The sequence below is a fragment of the Nocardioides sp. Bht2 genome (assembly GCF_047308515.1).
GTDB lineage: Bacteria > Actinomycetota > Actinomycetes > Propionibacteriales > Nocardioidaceae > Nocardioides.
Genome location: NZ_JBLBWI010000002.1, coordinates 164,413 through 181,972 on the forward strand (window position 1 = coordinate 164,413; position 17,560 = coordinate 181,972).

14 protein-coding genes and 1 riboswitch are annotated in these 17,560 nt (G+C 68.5%); of the genes, 12 read left to right on the forward strand and 2 right to left on the reverse strand.

Annotated elements, in window-relative coordinates; genetic code table 11:
• Positions 1-439: 439 nt before the first annotated feature.
• Entirely contained in the window at positions 440-1,915 is a 1,476-nt protein-coding gene (locus ACLM5J_RS05970; RefSeq protein ID WP_413655151.1) for an aldehyde dehydrogenase family protein, read from the reverse strand.
• A 169-nt stretch (positions 1,916-2,084) separates the two neighbouring features.
• On the opposite strand from ACLM5J_RS05970, the gene ACLM5J_RS05975 reads away from it, so the two are divergent.
• From ACLM5J_RS05975 to ACLM5J_RS05990, 4 genes are read left to right on the forward strand one after another with little or no spacing between them, the layout of a single operon-like run.
• Positions 2,085-3,236: a BMP family ABC transporter substrate-binding protein gene (locus tag ACLM5J_RS05975; RefSeq protein WP_413655152.1), complete on the forward strand. Its 1,152-nt coding sequence runs from the start codon at positions 2,085-2,087 to the stop codon at positions 3,234-3,236.
• 58 nt (positions 3,237-3,294) lie between these two features.
• Positions 3,295-4,815: an ABC transporter ATP-binding protein gene (locus ACLM5J_RS05980; protein WP_413655153.1), complete on the forward strand. Its 1,521-nt coding sequence runs from the start codon at positions 3,295-3,297 to the stop codon at positions 4,813-4,815.
• Complete coding sequence (locus ACLM5J_RS05985; RefSeq protein ID WP_413655154.1) at positions 4,812-5,999, forward strand: ABC transporter permease; 1,188 nt, start codon at positions 4,812-4,814, stop codon at positions 5,997-5,999. The genes ACLM5J_RS05980 and ACLM5J_RS05985 overlap by 4 nt, the downstream gene beginning before the upstream one ends.
• 1 nt (position 6,000) lies before the next feature.
• Complete coding sequence (locus tag ACLM5J_RS05990; RefSeq protein WP_413655155.1) at positions 6,001-6,909, forward strand: ABC transporter permease; 909 nt, start codon at positions 6,001-6,003, stop codon at positions 6,907-6,909.
• A gap of 68 nt (positions 6,910-6,977) precedes the next feature.
• On the opposite strand, the gene ACLM5J_RS05995 is transcribed toward ACLM5J_RS05990, so the two are convergent.
• Positions 6,978-8,084: an NDMA-dependent alcohol dehydrogenase gene (locus ACLM5J_RS05995; protein ID WP_413655156.1), complete on the reverse strand. Its 1,107-nt coding sequence runs from the start codon at positions 8,082-8,084 to the stop codon at positions 6,978-6,980.
• Positions 8,085-8,258: 174 nt separating this feature from the next.
• Here ACLM5J_RS05995 and ACLM5J_RS06000 point away from each other — a divergent pair, with 174 nt between their 5' ends.
• The 8 genes from ACLM5J_RS06000 to gatB all read left to right on the forward strand — a co-directional run bounded on the left by ACLM5J_RS06000 (position 8,259) and on the right by gatB (position 17,306).
• Positions 8,259-10,481, forward strand: a complete 2,223-nt coding sequence (locus ACLM5J_RS06000) for a cytochrome P450 (protein ID WP_413655157.1) — start codon at positions 8,259-8,261, stop codon at positions 10,479-10,481.
• Between the two features lie 196 nt (positions 10,482-10,677).
• A complete protein-coding gene (locus ACLM5J_RS06005) occupies positions 10,678-11,493 on the forward strand; it encodes a fumarylacetoacetate hydrolase family protein (RefSeq protein WP_413655158.1) in 816 nt (271 codons plus the stop codon).
• Positions 11,494-11,560: 67 nt separating this feature from the next.
• Positions 11,561-12,718, forward strand: a complete 1,158-nt coding sequence (locus ACLM5J_RS06010) for an amidohydrolase family protein (protein WP_413655159.1) — start codon at positions 11,561-11,563, stop codon at positions 12,716-12,718.
• A complete protein-coding gene (locus tag ACLM5J_RS06015) occupies positions 12,715-13,473 on the forward strand; it encodes an HpcH/HpaI aldolase family protein (protein WP_413655160.1) in 759 nt (252 codons plus the stop codon). The genes ACLM5J_RS06010 and ACLM5J_RS06015 overlap by 4 nt, the downstream gene beginning before the upstream one ends.
• Positions 13,474-13,478: 5 nt before the next feature.
• Positions 13,479-13,871 carry a cupin domain-containing protein gene (locus tag ACLM5J_RS06020; RefSeq protein WP_413655161.1) on the forward strand — a complete coding sequence of 131 codons (393 nt, stop codon included), beginning with the start codon at positions 13,479-13,481 and terminating at the stop codon, positions 13,869-13,871.
• 56 nt (positions 13,872-13,927) lie between these two features.
• A complete protein-coding gene (gene gatC / locus ACLM5J_RS06025; protein WP_413655162.1) occupies positions 13,928-14,257 on the forward strand; it encodes an Asp-tRNA(Asn)/Glu-tRNA(Gln) amidotransferase subunit GatC in 330 nt (109 codons plus the stop codon).
• The gene (gatA, locus tag ACLM5J_RS06030) at positions 14,254-15,813 is read left to right on the forward strand and encodes an Asp-tRNA(Asn)/Glu-tRNA(Gln) amidotransferase subunit GatA (protein WP_413655163.1); all 1,560 of its coding nucleotides are present in this window, start codon (positions 14,254-14,256) and stop codon (positions 15,811-15,813) included. The genes gatC and gatA overlap by 4 nt, the downstream gene beginning before the upstream one ends.
• Positions 15,810-17,306, forward strand: a complete 1,497-nt coding sequence (gatB, locus tag ACLM5J_RS06035; RefSeq protein ID WP_413655164.1) for an Asp-tRNA(Asn)/Glu-tRNA(Gln) amidotransferase subunit GatB — start codon at positions 15,810-15,812, stop codon at positions 17,304-17,306. The genes gatA and gatB overlap by 4 nt, the downstream gene beginning before the upstream one ends.
• 115 nt (positions 17,307-17,421) lie before the next feature.
• A riboswitch (cobalamin riboswitch) is annotated at positions 17,422-17,533 on the forward strand.
• Positions 17,534-17,560 lie beyond the last annotated feature (27 nt).

Below are 17,560 nucleotides of genomic sequence, written 5' to 3' on the forward strand. Positions count from 1 at the left end.
AAAGTCCCAGGCCGATAGTCCGTTGGTCGAGCTTGTCGTGGCCATTGGCAGTGGGGCCTCGATCTCGACAGGCTCGATCGCCGATAGCCCGAACGTGTCGTGGCCATCGCGGTCTTGATCTCGACAGGCTCGATCGCCGGTGGCCCGGGCGTGTCGTGGCCATTGCGGCTCGCCTGTTGGTCGAGCTTGTCGAGACCATCGCGGTCTTGATCTCGACAGGCTCGATCGCCGGTGGCCCGGGCGTGTCGGCTATCGCGGTCTTGATCTCGACAGGCTCGATCGCCGGTGGCTTGGGCGTGTCGTGACTATCGCCGCTCGCCTGTTGGTCGAGCTTGTCGAGACCGTTGGCAGTGCGGTCTTGATCTCGACAGGCTCAATCGCCGAAAGCCCGAACTTGCGGCAGTTGCTGCAGGTTCGGGCTATCGGCGCAGGTTGGGGCTCAGCCCAGGAGCTTGATCGCGACAGCCTTCTCGCGGGTGAACTCGTAGAGGCCGCGGTAGCCGTTGCCGGAGGAGAAACCGCTGTGCTTGTACATGTTGAACGGCAGACCGATCACGCCGGCGTCGGAGAACTGGTTGACGGAGATCTGGCCGGCCCCGATCTCCGACGACATCCGCAGCGCTCGGGAGACGTCGTTGGTCCAGAGGCAGGCCAGGAGCCCGAAGTCGGTTCCGTTGGCCAGGGCGAGGGCATCGGCCTCGTCGGTGAAGGTCTCCACGGTGAGCACCGGGCCGAAGATCTCCTGGGCCACGATGGGTGCGTTGCGGTCGGAGACGGCCAGCACCGTGGGGGAGAGGAAGTGGCCCTCGTCGCGGCCGCCGGGTCGGCTGCCGCCGAGCAGCAGGTCGACGCCGTCGCCGAGTGCGGAGTCGATCAGCTGGCTGACCCGGTCGTGTTGGAGCTGGCTGACCAGGGGCCCCATGTCGAGGTCCTCGTGCCAGGCGCCGATCCGCAGCGCGGCCATCGAGTCGACCACTCGGGTGCGGACCTCGTCGGCGACGTCGGCGTGCACGAGCAGGCGCGAGCCGGCGTTGCAGTTCTGGCCGGCGTTCTCGGTGATCGAGCGGACGATCGCGGGCACCGCGACGTCGAGGTCGGCGTCGGCGAAGACGATGTTCGGCGACTTGCCGCCGAGTTCGACCTTGAGCGGCGTGAGGTTCTGGGCAGCTGCCTGCATCACCAGGCGCCCGGTGGCCACCGAACCGACGAAGCTGATGTGGTTCACGCCGCGGTGACTGACCAGGGTGGAGCCGAGTTCGGCGCCGACGCCGGTCAGAACGTTGACCACGCCGGGCGGAATACCCGCCTCCACGCCGAGCTCGACCAGCGCGTGGATGACCAGTGGAGCGACTTCCGACGGCTTGAGGATGACGGTGTTGCCGGCTGCCAGTGCGGGCGCGAGGTTCGCGGCGCAGAGGACGGCGGGCACGTTCCAGGGGAGCACGATCGCGCAGACGCCGTGCGGCTCGCGCTGGGTGAAGCCGAAGTAGGCGGGATCGCGGACCGGCAGCGTCGCGCCGGTGAGTTTGTCGGCGGCGCCGGCCGTGTACTGCATGATCGATCCGGCGATGTGGACGTTCAACAGGCCTGCGGAGAGCGGCTTGCCGACGTTGCGGGCTTCGATCGCAGCAAGTCGATGCGCGTGCTGGAAGATCAGGCCGGCCCAGCGCCCGAGGATGGCTCCTCGTTCGGACGGGGAGGTCCGCGCCCACTGGCGCGCGGCCTTCCGTGCCTCGGCGACGGCACGGTCGACGTCGTCGACGGTGCTGGCCTGGATCTGGCCGTAGGTCTCGCCGGTAGCGGGATCGATCGAGGGGAACGCAGGACCTTGGTCGAGCCATTCGCCACCGACGAAAGTGCCGGGGTGATCGCCCGTTGGCGCTGCTACTGCGGAGGTCGTCTCAAGGGGGTTCACAGGAACATTTTCGACCCGTTGAATCTCCTAAGTCAAGATGATGTATTGCATTGCGATACGGGCTGGTGCATGCTGAGCCGGTCCGGGGATCGGCCGACAGGCACTCGGAGTTGCTCGGTAGAACCCGCAAATCACGTCAAACACTCGAACGGATCGAGGGCGGATACACATGCGAATCAAGAAGTTCTACGCGGCTGGACTGGCCGCAGCATTGCTTACGACGGCGGCCTGTGGCTCGTCGTCATCAGCGGAGTCCGACAAGGGCTTCGATGGTCCGGACCCGTTCGCTGTTGCACGCGGTGCAACGATCGGCGAGCCGGGTACGGCTACCGCGCCCCAATGGGCCGGTACTGGTGCGGTTCCGAAGGGACAGCCGGACCAGAACGGCGACGGCAAAGTGTCGATCGGCGTCATCACTTCAGGCGACACCAACGACGGCACGTACTACCAGAGCGTTGCGGACGCCGTGGCCTTCGCCGCGGACCAGCACGACTGGAAGTACACCGTGCAGGGCATGGTGCCGTTGACCCAGGCGGTCACCGCTGCCGAGAACCTATGTCGGCAGAAGGCCGACATGATCGTGATCGGCGACGGGCAGCTGGCCCAGGCGGTCACCGCGGCCTCCAACCCGCTCTGCAAGGACACGTTCTTCTACCTGCAGGGCGGCTACGGTTCGCCGGAGCAGGACGAGACCTTCACCCAGTCCTACGACGTCGGCCTCAGCTACGCCTACGTGGCCGGCGTGGCGATGGGCGCGTACATGAAGGCGAACGACATCGAGAAGACCGGATTCCTCTCCGGCATCGCCGCTCCGTTCAACACCACGATCGGTGCGGTCTTCAAGGCGGGCGTGCTGACCCAGGTGCCCGACGCCAAGGTGATCGAGACCTACACCGGCAACCAGATCGACGTCGGTAAGGCTGTCGAGGGCTTCAACGCCCAGGTGTCGCAGGGGATCGGTGCGATCTATCCCTACTTCGGTGCGCCGGGGCTCGCGGTCGCGAAGAAGGCCAACGAGGCGAAGATCCCGGTTCTGGGTTCGCCGAAGGGTCTCTGTGGCGGCTCCGAGGGTTCGTTCATCGGTGAAGTCATCTTCGCGCCCGGCTACTACCTGGCACCGATGCTGGACGCCTTCGCCGACGGCAAGCTGGAGCTCGGCGTCACCCGGAACTGGCGCTTGGGCGTCGACCCGGTGCCGGCCGTCTCCGCCTGCAAGGGCCTTGGCACCGGTGAGGACGAGATGACCGCCGCGGTGACCCAGGCTCAGGCGGACGTGAACAGCGGCAAGGTCGACCTGTTCGCTCTCGCGTCAGTCAAGTGAGGAAGCGATGAGTGCGGTTTCGAAACCAGAGGTGGAGATGACTGCGCCCACGCTCCGCATGGCAGGTATCACCAAGCACTTCAACGGGTCTCCGGCCTGCGTGGATGTGGACTTCGAGGTCGCCGCCGGGGAGATCCACGGTCTCCTCGGGCAGAACGGCGCCGGCAAGTCGACGCTGATGAACATCCTGCTCGGCCTGGTCCGGTCGGATCGTGGAGAGGTCGCCCTCGGGGGCGAGCTCGTCACGGTCCGCGACCCGAACCATGCCCGGGACCTGGGCGTACGCATGGTGCACCAGCACTACAGCCTGATTCCCACGCTCACGGTGTGGGAGAACGTAGTGCTCAGCTCGAGCGGAGCGGTGGACAGGGAGAAGACCATCACCCAGATCGAGGAGGTCAGCGAGCGCTTCGGCCTCGCGGTCAACGCCTCGGCGATGGTCGGCGACCTGAGCGTGGGGGAGCAGCAACGCGTCGAGCTCGTCACCTGCTTGATGGACCGTCCGCGCCTGCTGGTGTTGGACGAACCGACAGCGGTGCTGACCCGACAGGAGTCGCGCTCGCTGTTCCGGATGCTGGCCAGCCTCACCGCGCAGGACAACTGCTCGGTGGTGATGATCAGCCACAACCTCGCCGAGATCAAAGCGGTGGCCGACCGTGCCACCGTGATGCGGGGTGGCCGGGTGGTCTCCCAGGTCGTCCCCAAGACGACCGAGGTAACCGACCTTGCCCGGCACATGATCGGCCGCGATCTTCCGGCGACGCCGGATATCGCTGCGGTGATCGGTATGGAGACGGCGCAGGCGTCGACCGAGAGCAGCGTGGCGGAGACCTCGGCCCGCCCGGTGCTCAGCGTGGTCGGTGTCTCCGGATCGCACGACGGAACCGCGGCGCTCGATGACCTCAGCCTGGAGATCCGTCCTGGTGAGATCGTCGGCGTCGCCGGGGTCGAGGGCAACGGCCAGCAGAGCCTGTCGGCGCTGCTGGCTGGGGCCTTCAAGCCCCGCCAGGGCGAAGTGCAGGTCAACGGCGTCCGGGTCGCCGTTGGCCGCCCGGGGTCTGCCCGGGCGGCCGGGATCGGCGTTGTCCCCGAGGATCGCCGGGAGTCCGGCTGCATCCTGGACATGTCGGTCGCCGACAACCTGTCGCTGGCTGCGCTGGGCTCGCTGTCGCGAGCGGGCGTGGTGTCGCGGCGGCGGCTGAATCGGCTTGCTGAGGGTCTGGTCAAGGAGTTCGACATCGCGGTCGCCTCGATCGACCAGCCGATGCGTTCGCTCTCCGGCGGCAACCAGCAGAAGGTCGTCCTGGCGCGCGAGATGTCGGCCGAGCCGGCGGTCCTGGTGTTGGCGCAACCGACCCGCGGGTTGGACGTCGGCGCGGTGGCGGACCTGCACCAGCGGGTGCGCGACGCGGCTGCATCCGGGGTCGCGGTGCTGCTGATCTCCTCGGACCTGAACGAGATCCTGCAGCTCTCCGACCGGATCGCGGTGATGCACCGTGGCCGGATCCAGGGCGTGCTGCCTCGTGCGGAGGCCGACCCCGAGCGACTTGGACTACTGATGGGAGGTGTGAGCGCGTGAGCAGAACGGAAGTCTCGGAGCCGCCGCAGGTGGAGGATCGACCTGATCCACCGCGGGCCGGCCTGGGCGTCGACCGTGCTGTCGGCGGACTGATCGGTTCGCTGCGATCGAACGCGGTGCCCGCTGGTGAGCAGGTCCTTGCCTTCCTGGCGTTCCTCTCCCTGGGGTTGAGCGTCGGGCTGGCGCTGGCCTGGGCCACCGGGCACTCGCCGGGGATGATCCTCGGCGACCTCTTCGAGGGCAGCCTGGGCGACAGCATCTCGATCGGCTACACCCTGACCGCCGCAGCGCCGCTGATCCTGGTCGCGCTCGGTGCGGTGATCTGCATGCGGGCCGGCCAGTTCAACATCGGCCAGGAGGGGCAGGTCACGCTCGGTGCTATCGGCGCAGGTTTCGTGGTCTTCAACATCGAAGGCTCGTCCTGGACGGTGATCCCGCTCGCCTTTGCGGCGGCCGCTGCTGCCGGAGCGTTGTGGGCCGGCATCTCCGCCTTGCTGAAGTTCGGGCGCGGGGTCGACATCGTGGTCACCTCGATGATGTTGGTCTTCCTTGCCGAGGAGTTGCTGGTCGGGTTGATCAGCGGCAACGGGCCGCTCCACGAGAAGGGGGACGGCGGGCTCGGTGCGGGGACGGCGTCCCAGTCGCCGCGCGTGCCGGAGGACGCGATCCTCCCGTCGGTCAAGATCCTCGGGGTCGACGTGCCGGCGGCCTTCCTGCTGGCGATCGTCGCGGCTGTGCTGGTGGCCTGGTTCATCCGGTCCACCCAGGCCGGCTACCGGTTGCGGATCCTCGGGCAGAGCCCGGTCGTGGCGCGGACCATCGGTGTCAGCGCCCCGCGTCTGGGCACGATGGCGATCGCTGCCTCCGGAGCCTTCGCGGGTGCCGCGGGTGCCGTGATCCTGCTCGGTCAGACCTTCCAGCTGCACCCGACCACGGCGAGCGGCATCGGCTGGAGCGGACTGCTCATCGCCCTCGCCGCCCGCACGAACGCCGCGGTCAGTGTGCTCCTGGCGCTGGTCTTCGGTGCCATGGTCGCCGGTGGCGGTCTGCTCGGTGGCAGCGGTGTCCCGGTGGACATCGTCAACGTGATCACCGGCTCGATCATCGTCGCGCTGTTGTGTCCGCCCGTTCTACTGGCCGCCGTCCGTCGGCGCCGGATCCGTCGTGCCGTGGAGGTGGCCTGAGATGAGCGTCGCAATGGACCTCGAGACGATCCTCACCGCGTCGGTGCCGCTGACGGTGCCGTTGCTCTTCGCCGGCCTGGGGGAGTACGTCGCACAACGCGCGGGCACCTTCAACCTGTCGGTGGAGGGGATGATGCTCAGCGGTGCTTTCGCCGCCGCCTACGGGGCCTCCGCCTCGGGGTCGCCGATCGTCGGACTGCTCTGCGGTATCGCGGCCGGATTGGCGGTCGCCTTCGTGCACGCCAATCTGAGTCACCGACTGCAGTTGAACACCTATGTCGTGGGGCTCTCCCTCAACATCCTGGTGCTCGGCGTCACCAACTACATGTTGTCGACGACGGTGCTGGACATCCCCGCCACGGGGACCATGCGGATCCCGCTGCTCGCCGATCTTCCGATCGTCGGCAAGGCGTTCTTCATCCACCCCTGGATCGTCTATCTCCTGCCCCTGTTGGTGATCGGGATCTGGCGGGTGCGCAGGTCGCGCCTGGGCCTCGAGATCCGGGCGGCCGGCGACGACCCGGTGGCAGGCGATCTGACCGGTATCGACGTCAACGCCCGCCGGCGCCTCGCCCTGATGTTCTGTGGCGTCTGCTCCGGCGTCGGTGGCGCCTACCTGTCGGTCTATCAGTCGGGTTCGTTCACCTCGGGGATGACTGCAGGGCGCGGCTACATCGTGATCGCCGCGGTCATCTTCGGTGGCTGGATGCTGCGTGGACTGATCGGAGCCTGCTTCGCGTTCGGGATCGCGCAGGGTCTCCAGCTTGCTCTGCCCGCCATCGGTTACTCGGTGTCGCCGGAGCTGTTGGCAGCCTCGCCGTATCTGCTGGCCCTGGTCTCCCTGGCGGTACTGGGAGCACGGTCGAAGCGACCGCTGGCCCTCGGGCATCCGTTCGAGCCAGCGCGATAGCGCGGTAGGGAGCACAACGAAAGGCGGGCCCGCACCTCTCGGTGCGGGCCCGCCTTTCGTTGTTCTGCTCAGTCGAAGAGGACGACGCCGCGCAGGTTGCGTCCGGCGTGCATGTCCTCGTATCCCTGGCCGATCTCGTCGAGCGAGTAGGTCCGGGTGACGATGTCGTCGAGGTTCAGGTGGCCCGAGCGGTACATCTCCAGCAGAGCGGGGATGTCCGCGGTGGGGTTGCACTGGCCGAAGAGCGAGCCCTGGATGCGCTTCTGGTACAGGGTGAGCTCGGAGAGGTTGATCGGGGCTCCGGTGGTGGCGCCGTTGCCGAGACCGGTGACCACCGCGGTACCGCCCTTGCGGATCGCCGCGAAGGCCTGCCCGATGTGCTCGGAGTCGACGATGCCGACGGTGACCACGGCTGCGTCGGCACCCTGGCCGTTGCTGTACTGGCGGGCCAGTTCGGCGGCCTCGTCCATCGTGGCGAAGGAGTGGGTCGCGCCGAAGAGCTTCGCCTGCTCCCGCTTGAAGTCGACGGGGTCGACCGCGATGACGGTGGTCGCGCCAGCGTGCGCGGCGCCCTGCACGGCGTTGATGCCGATGCCGCCGATGCCCATCACGATGACGACGTCACCGGGGCGGGTGGCCGCGGAGTTGACCGAGGCGCCCCAGCCGGTGGCGACGCCGCACCCGACCAGGCAGGCCTTGTCGAGCGGGATGTCGGCGGGGATCTTCACCGCGGAGCGGGCGGAGATGGTGGTGACCTCCATGAAGGCCGAGACGCCACACATCTGGCCGACCGGGGTGCCGTCGGTGAGGCGGACCCGGGGGACCTCGGGGGCCATCCAGACCTTGCCGCCCTCGTCGCAGAGGTTCTGCATGCCGCTCGCGCACCAGCGGCAGCGGCCACAGGCCGGCAGGAAGGAGAAGACGACGTGGTCGCCCTCGGCCAGGTCGTCGACCCCGGGTCCGACCTTGGTCACCACGCCGGCGCCCTCGTGCCCGAGCGCGAAGGGGTAGATGGCGACGGGGGAGTCGCCGACGGCGATGTGGTCGTCGGAGTGGCAGAGCCCGGCGGCGACCAGGCGGACCTGGACCTCGCCGTGGGTGGGGTCGGCAACCTCCAGCTCCACGACCTCGTAGGGGCCGGGGGCGGAGCGGACGATGGCGCCTCTGGTTCGCATGGGCTGTTCCTTCTCGTGTCCTGGTACGGCTCGAGCTGGCCGTCATGTGCTGTCTCCCTGACCGTAAGCCAGGAGAAGCGATTGCGCAATGCGAGACGTTGACTCGTCTTGCGAGACGTTGGTACTCTTTTTGAGAGCTTGCTCACACAGGAAAATGGGCCGATGAGGACGGGTATGTCAACCTACGAGAACTTCGACCACCATTCGCCGGAATGCCGCGACGACATCGTTGGCTACTACGCGGAATTCCGCGAGAAATGTCCGGTCGGTCGGTCTAACGCACATGAGAACGGCTACGTCTACCTCACGACCTACGCCGACGTGTTCCAGGTCGCGCGTAACGATGCGCTCTTCTCCTCGACGCGTGCCGCTGCCGGTCTGGAGGGGACCGCGATCGTGATTCCGAGCGGACCGTTCGGCGGGAACATGCAGTACCCGCTGGAGATGGACCCGCCGGACAACGTCGAGTACCGCCGCCTGCTCGACCTGATCCTCTCTCCGGCCGCGGTCGACGAACTGCGCCCGATGATCGCGCGGCACGCCTCGCGGATCGTCGACGAGTTCATCGAGGAGGGCAGTGTCGACCTGGTCGAGGTGCTGACCAACCCGCTGCCGAGCGCGGTCACCCTGGACTGGATCGGGTTCCCGGAGGAGGACTGGAAGCGGATCGGGCGACCGATCCACGACGTCTTCACCTCCGAGCCCGGTAGTGAGCGCGCGCAGCGCGCCTACGAAGGCATGGCGTACATGGAGAAGCGTCTCGCCGAGCTCATCGCCGAGCGCCGCGCCCAGCCCCAGGACGACGTGATCAGCCGGCTGATCGAGGAGCGCAAGGCCGACGGCTCCGAGTTCAGTGACGCCGAGCTGTTCTCGGTGATCGGTATCGCCATCACCGGCGGCGTCGACACCACGACCTCCCTGACCGGCTCGGTGCTGGTGCACCTGGACGAGTACCCGGAGATGCGCCAGCAGCTGATCGATGCACCCGATCTTCTGATCGACGGCACCGACGAGTTCCTGCGCCGCTACGGCTCCGTCACGGCGATGTCGCGGACGGCGACCACCGACACCGAGATCGGCGGCTGCCCGGTGATGGCCGGTGAGCGGGTGTTGGTCCCGTGGTTCGCGGCCAACCACGACCCCGAGGTGTTCAGCGAGCCCCAGGAGGTCCGCCTCGATCGCGACGCCAGCCGGCACCTGACCTTCGGTATCGGTACGCACCGTTGCCCCGGCGCGCACCTCGCCCGAGCGATGTTCCAGGAGATGATCCATCAGGTACTCACCCGGATGCCCGACTACCGGGTCGACCGGGAGAACGTCGTGGGCTATGCCTCGCGCGGAAACCACATGGGCTGGGATGTCATCCCGGCGACCTTCACGCCCGGTCCTCGGGTCGGTGACCAGGTCGAGCAGTTCACGGTCGCGAGTCAGGGCAGCGACACCTTCGACGTCGTCCTCGATGACGTCGACGCGGCTGCCGAGGACGTCATCGCGGTGACCCTGCGCGCCTCCGACGGCTCCAAGCTGCCGGCCTGGGAGCCGGGAGCGCACCTGGAGGTGCGGTTGCCCTCGGGTCGCCTGCGGCAGTACTCGCTCTGTGGTCCCCTCGACGATCCGGAGACCTACCGGATCGGCGTTCTCCGCGAGCGCTCGGGCCGAGGCGGCTCGGAGGAGCTCCACGAGGTCGCCGTCGGCGGACTGGAGCTGACGGTGCGTGGGCCGCGCAACCACTTCCCGCTCGTGGAGGCGGAGGAGTACCTGTTGATCGCGGGCGGAATCGGGGTGACGCCGATCCTGGCGATGGCGCGCTCGCTCTCGGCCCGCGGCCGGACGGCTCGGGTGCTCTACGGCGGCCGGTCTCGTCGGTCGATGGCATTCGTCGACGAGCTGGCCGCCCTGGAAGGCATCGAAGTCGAGTTGGTCCCCGAGGATGAGCGGGGCATTCCCGACCTGCGAGCCGCGGTGGCGCAGAGCCCGGAGTCGACGGCGATCTACTGCTGTGGCCCCGGCGCGATGATCTCCGCGGTCCAGGGTGTCTGTGACGATCTCGGGCGCCGCGACCGGCTCTACGTCGAACGCTTCGCGGCGAGCGACGAGATGGAGGCGCGGCTGACCTCGACCGAGGACAACGTCCCGTTCCAGGTGGAGCTTGCGCGGACCGGTGTGGTCCTGGACGTCCCGGTGGACAAGCGGCTCATCGAAGTGGTCCGTGAGGTGGTCCCCGGCGTCGCCTACGACTGCGAGAAGGGCTTCTGTGGCTCATGTGAGACCCGGGTCATCGCCGGTGAGCCGGACCACCGCGATGAGGTCCTCAGTGAGACCGAACGCGACGCCGGGCGATCGATGATCATCTGTGTCAGTCGCTCGTGCTCATCTCGCCTAGTGCTTGATCTGTAACGCATATTGAGAATCGCAACACCCGGCACCGACCTTCGGTGCCGGGTGTTTGTGCTGCATAGAACCCTTTGTAAATAAGGGGATCGGCGCGGGCCGGCGCAGGACGTCCGAGCTGCTCCGAACTGGGTGTCCATCTCGCATGCGTATTGCTTGACATGATGCTGTCTCGCAATAAAAGATAGCCAACATGCACGCAGTGACTACAGAACGCGGGATCGGCCGCGTCGTCGGAGATGAGGTCGAGCTCCTCGACACCCCCTTCGGTGACCTCGGTGCGCTGATCGGCGCGACGGGCTCGCTCGACGTCCTCGACGACTGCGCCGTCCTTGAGCGGTGCTCCCTCGACTCCCTCCAGCTCCTTGCCCCGCTCGGGCGTCCGGGTGCGCTGTGGGGCGTCGGCCTCAACTACCGCTCGAAGGCCGCCCACGCCGGACGCGAGGCTCCCGCCGAGCCGTTGATCTACCTGGCGGCGCCCTCAGCCGTGCTCTCTCCCGGCGGCGAGGTGGCGGTGCCGGCCGACGCCACCGAGCAACTCGACTACGAGGCGGAGATCGCGGTGGTGATCGGACGCCGTCTGCACCGCGCCCAACCCGCCGACGTGTGGGACGCGGTGGCCGGCCTGACGGCGGCCAACGACATGACCGCCCGTGACGTCATGCGCCGCACCGCGACCCCCGTCCTCGCCAAGAGCTTCCCGGGCTGCAACCCGCTGGGCAGCTCGCTCTGCTCGCCCGACGAGTTCACCGACCCCGACGCGATCCAGGTCCGGTCCTGGGTCAACGGCGAGCTCCGTCAGGACGACACCAGCGCCGGGATGATCTTCGACATCCCGGACCTGGTCTCCCGGATCTCCTGGTTCGCGGCCCTGGAGCCCGGCGACGTGGTCCTCACCGGAACCCCCGCGGGCACCGGCCAGGACCTCGGCCGCTTCCTGGCGCCCGGTGACCGGATCCAGATCGAGGTCGGCCCAGTGCTGCCGCTGGTCACCACTGTGGGCACGCCGACCGGCTGACCCACCCCCGGCGCGGGCTGCCGCTCGCACCGTCCCCACTTCGCCATCACATCAACGAGGAGTCCACATGTCCGAGCAACAAGGGTTCGACCTGGTCCTGGCGGGCGGTACCGTCCTGGACCCGGCATCGGGCCTGAACCAGCGCAGCGACGTCGCCATCACCGGCTCGAAGATCGCCGCGATCGGTGTTGACTTGCCCCGCGACGGCGCGCAGGTCATCGACTGCTCCGGCTCGACCGTGGTGCCCGGCCTGGTCGAGGGTCACAGCCACATCTTCGAGCAGGTCTCGAAGGTCGGTGCCCCGGCGGACGAGGCACACCTGCGACGCGGCGTCGTCGCCGTCGCCGACGCCGGTACCGCCGGTGCCTCTACCTTCGACGCCTTCCGGCGTCTGGTCGTGGACGGCAACGCGATGCGGGTCACCAACTTCCTCAACGTCTCGGTGCTGGGCCTGATCGACTTCCGCTTCGGCGAGCTGCTCAACCCCGAGACCCTGGTCGTCGACGACGCGCTGGCGACCGCGGCCGCCAACCCCGACGTCGTGCGCGGCTTCAAGATCCGGCTCTCCGAGGACGTCGTCGGCGAGCACTGGCAGATGCTGCTCAAGAAGTCGGTCGATCTAGCCGAGCAGGCCGGCCTTCCGCTGATGGTGCACATCGGTGAGACCGAGGAGCCGGTGCCCACGGTGCTGGAACACCTGCGGGCCGGTGACATCGTGGCGCACTGCTACACCGGCAAGCCGAACGGCATCCTCGAGGACGGCAAGGTCTTCGCCGAGGTGATGGCCGCTCGCGAGCGCGGTGTCCTCTTCGACTCCGCCCACGGCAAGAGCAACCTCAGCTTCGTGGTCGCCAAGCAGGCGATCGAGCAGGGCTTCCTGCCCGACATCCTGAGCTCGGACACGAGCGCCCGTAACTGGCACGGCCCGGTCTTCGACCTGGTCACCAGCATCTCGAAGCTGCACGCGCTCGGCGCGCCGCTCGACGAGTGCATCCGCCGGGCCACGATCGTCCCGGCCGAGCTGCTCGGCCTCGACAAGGAGGGCTACGGCCGCCTCGAGGTCGGCGGTCGCGCCAACGTGACGGTGCTGACCGAGACCAGCGAGGTCGTGCTTCCGGACGCCTCCGGCAACACCATCACCGCTCCGCGGTTCGAGCCGACCACGGTGCTCCACGACGGTGCCCTGGTCGAGACCGTCGCCTGGCGAGGTGGCCAGTCGGCGTGAGTGCCGTCCATCAGCAGCGACGAGGGCTCCGAGTGAGGCTGGCCCGCAAGGGCCGTCTCCTCGGAACCTTCGTCAAGCTGGCGGCTCCCGATGTGGTGGAGCTCGCGGCCGCTGCCGATCTCGACTTCGTCGTCGTCGACCTGGAACATTCGACGCTCACCGAGGGTGAGGCGATCGGCCTGATCCGGCACGGCTCGGTCTGCGACCTGCCGGTGATCGTCCGGGTCCCCGCGGTCGACCCCGGCCTGATCTGCCGACTGCTGGAGAACGGCGCCGCCGGGATCCAGCTCTCCACGTTGCGGACCGTCGAACAGGCCCGTGCCTTGCACGCGGCCTGTCGGTTCGCTCCGTCCGGTGCCCGGTCGGTCAGCCTGGCCAACCGAGCCGCCGGGTTCGGGGCGATCGGGCTCGCCGACTTCCTGGCGGGGGAGGAGGCGGACCCGCCCTTCCTCGTCGGACAGATCGAGACTCCGGTCGTCGAACCCCTCGCCGAGGTGGTCCGCGGACTCGACGTCGCCTTCGTCGGCACGACCGACCTCGCCGTCAGCCTGGGGATGCCCGGTGCCGACGAGCTGGCCGACGCCGTCGACGGTGTCCGGAGTGCGGCGGTCAGTGCGGGAGTCGCCTTCGGCGGCTGGTCCGCTGACGCCTCCACCCTCGCCGACCTCGGGCTCGGCACGGCGTCCTACGTCGTCGTCGGCTCGGACCTGCAGTTGCTGGCCCAAGGCCTCCGGGCCGTCGTACCCAAGGAGTAACGCTGATGTCTGGACTCAACCCCGCGCTCTTCGGCAAGGTCGTCAACTGGGACGACATCCCGCAGACGGAGATCCGCCCGGGCGTCCGCCGACGGCTCTTCGCGACCGATGAGCTGCTCATCGCGCACCACGAGCTCGAGGTCGGGATGACCCTGAACCCGCACGTCCACGATGACTTCGACCAGTTGGTCTTCATCGCCTCGGGCCGGTGTCTCTACCACGTGGCCGGGGTCGCCCACGAGATGCGACCGGGCTCCTTCCTGTTGGTGCCCCGCGGTGCGGAGCACTACGTGGAACCGACCGAGGGACCGTGCGTGAACATCGACTACTTCGCGCCGCCGCGCGCCGACCTGCTGGCTCAGGTCGACCTCGAGGCGATGCTCGCTGCCGATGCCTGAGGGTGCCGAGGTGGCCGTGCGGTCGAGTGTCGCCCGGTCGCACTAGAATCGCGTCCATGTCTCAGACTCCCGCTAACGCGAGTGGGCCGGCTGAGATCACCCGAGACGAAGTGGCCCACCTGGCCAACCTCGCCCGGATTGATCTCTCGGACGCCGAGCTCGACCACCTTGCCCCGCAACTGTCGGTGATCCTCGACTCCGTTCGGTCGATCAGCGCGGTCGCGGGCGACGACGTGCCGGCCACCTCGCACCCGATGCCGCTCACCAACGTCCTCCGCGCTGACGTCGTCACGCCCAGCCTCACCGCAGAGCAGGCGTTGGCGATGGCCCCGGAGAGCGAGAACCAACGCTTCAGCGTTCCGAAGATCCTGGGGGACGAGCAGTGAGCAACTGGTTGACGAAGAGCGCCGCCGAACTGGCCGACGCACTGGCTGCCGGTGAGGTCACCTCGGTCGAACTGACCCAGGCCCACCTGGACCGGATCGCCGCTGTCGACGGCGACGCGACCGCCGGTGTCCACGCCTTCCTGCACGTCGACGCCGAAGGCGCCCTCGCCGAGGCGAAGGCCTCCGACGAGCGTCGCGCGGCGGGTGCGCCGTTGAGTGCGCTGGACGGCGTCCCGATCGCGGTCAAGGACGTGCTGACCACCATCGGCCAGCCGACCACCTGCGGTTCGAAGATCCTGGAAGGCTGGATCCCGCCGTACGACGCCACCGTGGTGAAGAAGCTGCGCGCGGCCGGTCTGCCGATCCTCGGCAAGACCAACATGGACGAGTTCGCGATGGGCTCCTCCACCGAGCACTCCGCCTACGGCCCGACCCGGAACCCGTGGAACCTGGACCGGATCCCCGGTGGCTCCGGCGGTGGCTCGGCTGCGGCCGTCGCCGCCTTCGAGGCCCCGCTGGCCCTGGGCACCGACACCGGTGGCTCGATCCGCCAGCCCGGCGCGGTCACCGGCACGGTCGGCGTGAAGCCCACCTACGGTTCGATCTCGCGCTACGGCCTGGTGGCGATGGCCAACTCGCTGGACCAGGTCGGCCCGGTCACCCGGACCGTCCTCGACGCGGCGCTGCTGCACGAGCTCGTCGGTGGTCACGACCCGATGGACTCGACCAGCATCGACGGCCCCGTCGGCGCGTTCGCCGAGGCGGCCCGTGAAGGCGCCCTCGGCGACCTGAGCGGCCTCAAGGTCGGCGTCGTCAAGGAGCTCTCGGGCGAGGGCTACCAGCAGGGCGTCCAGGAGCGTTTCGACGCCGTCATCGCCCTTCTCGTCGCTGCGGGTGCCGAGGTCGTCGAGGTCTCCTGCCCGAACTTCGAGCACGCGCTCGCCGCCTACTACGTGATCATGCCGTGCGAGGCCTCCTCGAACCTCGCCAAGTTCGACGCGATGCGTTACGGCTTGCGGGTCCTGCCCGAGGGTGTCGCCACCCCGAGCGCCGAAGAGGTGATGCGGGCCAGCCGCGACGCCGGTTTCGGTGACGAGGTCAAGCGCCGGATCATCCTGGGCACCTACGCCCTCTCCAGCGGCTACTACGACGCCTACTACGGCCAGGCCCAGAAGGTCCGGACCCTGATCCAGCGTGACTTCGACGCCGCGTTCGCCGACGTCGACGTGTTGGTCTCGCCGACCTCGCCGGTCACCGCCTTCGCGCTCGGCGAGAAGCTCGACGACCCGATCGCGATGTACCTCAACGACCTCGCCACCATCCCGGCCAACCTGGCCGGCGTCCCGGGCATCTCGGTGCCTGCCGGCGTGGCTGCCGAGGACGGCCTCCCGGTCGGCTTCCAGATCCTGGCGCCGGCGCTCGCCGACGACAGGCTCTACCGCGTCGGTGCCGCCGTCGAGGCGCTCGTCGCCCAGGAACTCCAAGGCCCGGTTCTGGGTCTCGACAAGCTCGACCCTCGGCTCGAGGCCGACAACGCCGCGGAGGTGGCTCGATGAGCAACGCGACCCTGCCCTCCTTCGACGCGGTCCTGGAGAGCTACGACCCCGCGATGGGTCTGGAGATCCACGTCGAGCTGAACACGAACTCCAAGATGTTCTGTGGCTGCCCGACCGAGTTCGGCGGCGAGCCGAACACCCAGGTCTGCCCGACCTGCCTGGGGCTGCCGGGCGCGATGCCGGTGGTCAACGCCAAGGCTGTCGAGGCGGCGATCCGGATCGGTCTGGCGCTCAACTGCGATATCGCCGAGTGGTGCCGCTTCGCCCGGAAGAACTACTTCTACCCGGACATGCCGAAGAACTTCCAGACCTCGCAGTACGACGAGCCGATCGCCTTCGAGGGCTACCTCGACGTCGATGTCGACGGGGAGACCTTCCGGGTCGAGATCGAGCGCGCACACATGGAGGAGGACACCGGTAAGGCCACCCACGTGGGCGGGGCGACCGGCCGCATCCAGGGCGCCGACTACTCGTTGATCGACTACAACCGGGCGGGCATCCCCCTGATCGAGATCGTCACCAAGCCGATCCTCGGTGCGGGGGCGAAGGCGCCCGAGGTCGCCAAGGCGTACGTGGCCGCGGTGCGTGAGCTGATCGTCGCTCTCGGCGTCTCGGACGCCCGGATGGACCAGGGCTCGATCCGCGCCGACGTGAACCTCTCGCTCGCGCCCAAGGGCTCGGGCACGCTCGGCACCCGGACCGAGACCAAGAACGTGAACTCGCTGCGTTCGGTCGAGCGGGCGGTCGCCTACGAGATGCGTCGCCACGCGCAGGTGCTCGGTGCGGGGGAGAAGATCCTCCAGGAGACCCGGCACTGGCACGAGGACACCTCGGTCACCACCAGTGGCCGGCCGAAGTCCGACGCCGACGACTACCGCTACTTCCCGGAGCCCGACCTGGTACCGGTGGCGCCGTCGCGGGAGTGGGTCGAGGAGCTGCGCACCACGCTGCCCGAGTTCCCGTGGCTGCGCCGCGCGCGGCTGCAGGCCGAGTGGGGCTTCTCCGACCTGGAGATGCGCGACACCGTCGGTGCCGGCGCCTTCGACCTGGTCGAGGAGACGGTCGCCGCCGGCGCGGCGCCGCAGGCAGCCCGTAAGTGGTGGCTGACCGAGCTCGCCCGCCGTGCCAACGAGCAGGGTGTGGAGGTCTCCGCGCTCGGTGTCACCCCGGCGCAGGTCGCCGCGGTCCAGGCTCTGGTGGACGCCGGCACGATCAACGACAAGCTGGCCCGCCAGGTCTTCGACGGCCTGCTCGCCGGCGAAGGAACGCCGGAGGAGATCGTCGCGGCCCGCGGCCTGGAGATCGTCTCCGACGAGGGTGCGCTCTCGGCTGCCGTCGACAAGGCGATCGCCGAGAACCCGGACATCGCCGACAAGATCCGCGACGGCAAGGTCTCGGCCGCCGGTGCGCTGATCGGCTCGGTGATGAAGGAGATGCGCGGCCAGGCCGACGCCGGCCGCGTCCGCGAGCTCGTGCTGGAGAAGCTGAGCTGAGCTGAGCGCTCGATGAGGGCGGTCGTTCCCGGTACCTGATGCCTGGGAACGGCCGCCGTCTCTCATTTGTCGACCGATTCTTGGCCCCCGCGCGCACGTAGTACCGTGAGGGCACAACCAAGAACACGCCTACAGGCGGGGAAAGCCGGTGAGACTCCGGCGCTGACCCGCAACCGTGATCCTCTTCCGAGGCAGCCGGAGCACCCCCTGTGACGCGTCCTGACATCAACGCTGTCGTGGAAAACAGCGGGCAG

Bases quoted from the DNA above. Each gene is read 5' to 3' on its own strand.
- ACLM5J_RS05990 (WP_413655155.1), top strand. From the start codon at position 6,001: ATGAGCGTCGCAATGGACCTCGAGACGATCCTCACCGCGTCGGTGCCG.
- ACLM5J_RS05995 (WP_413655156.1), bottom strand. From the start codon at position 8,084: ATGCGAACCAGAGGCGCCATCGTCCGCTCCGCCCCCGGCCCCTACGAG.
- gatC (WP_413655162.1), top strand. From the start codon at position 13,928: ATGTCTCAGACTCCCGCTAACGCGAGTGGGCCGGCTGAGATCACCCGA.
- ACLM5J_RS06000 (WP_413655157.1), top strand. From the start codon at position 8,259: ATGTCAACCTACGAGAACTTCGACCACCATTCGCCGGAATGCCGCGAC.
- ACLM5J_RS05980 (WP_413655153.1), top strand. From the start codon at position 3,295: ATGGCAGGTATCACCAAGCACTTCAACGGGTCTCCGGCCTGCGTGGAT.
- ACLM5J_RS05975 (WP_413655152.1), top strand. From the start codon at position 2,085: ATGCGAATCAAGAAGTTCTACGCGGCTGGACTGGCCGCAGCATTGCTT.
- ACLM5J_RS06020 (WP_413655161.1), top strand. From the start codon at position 13,479: ATGTCTGGACTCAACCCCGCGCTCTTCGGCAAGGTCGTCAACTGGGAC.
- gatB (WP_413655164.1), top strand. From the start codon at position 15,810: ATGAGCAACGCGACCCTGCCCTCCTTCGACGCGGTCCTGGAGAGCTAC.
- ACLM5J_RS06010 (WP_413655159.1), top strand. From the start codon at position 11,561: ATGTCCGAGCAACAAGGGTTCGACCTGGTCCTGGCGGGCGGTACCGTC.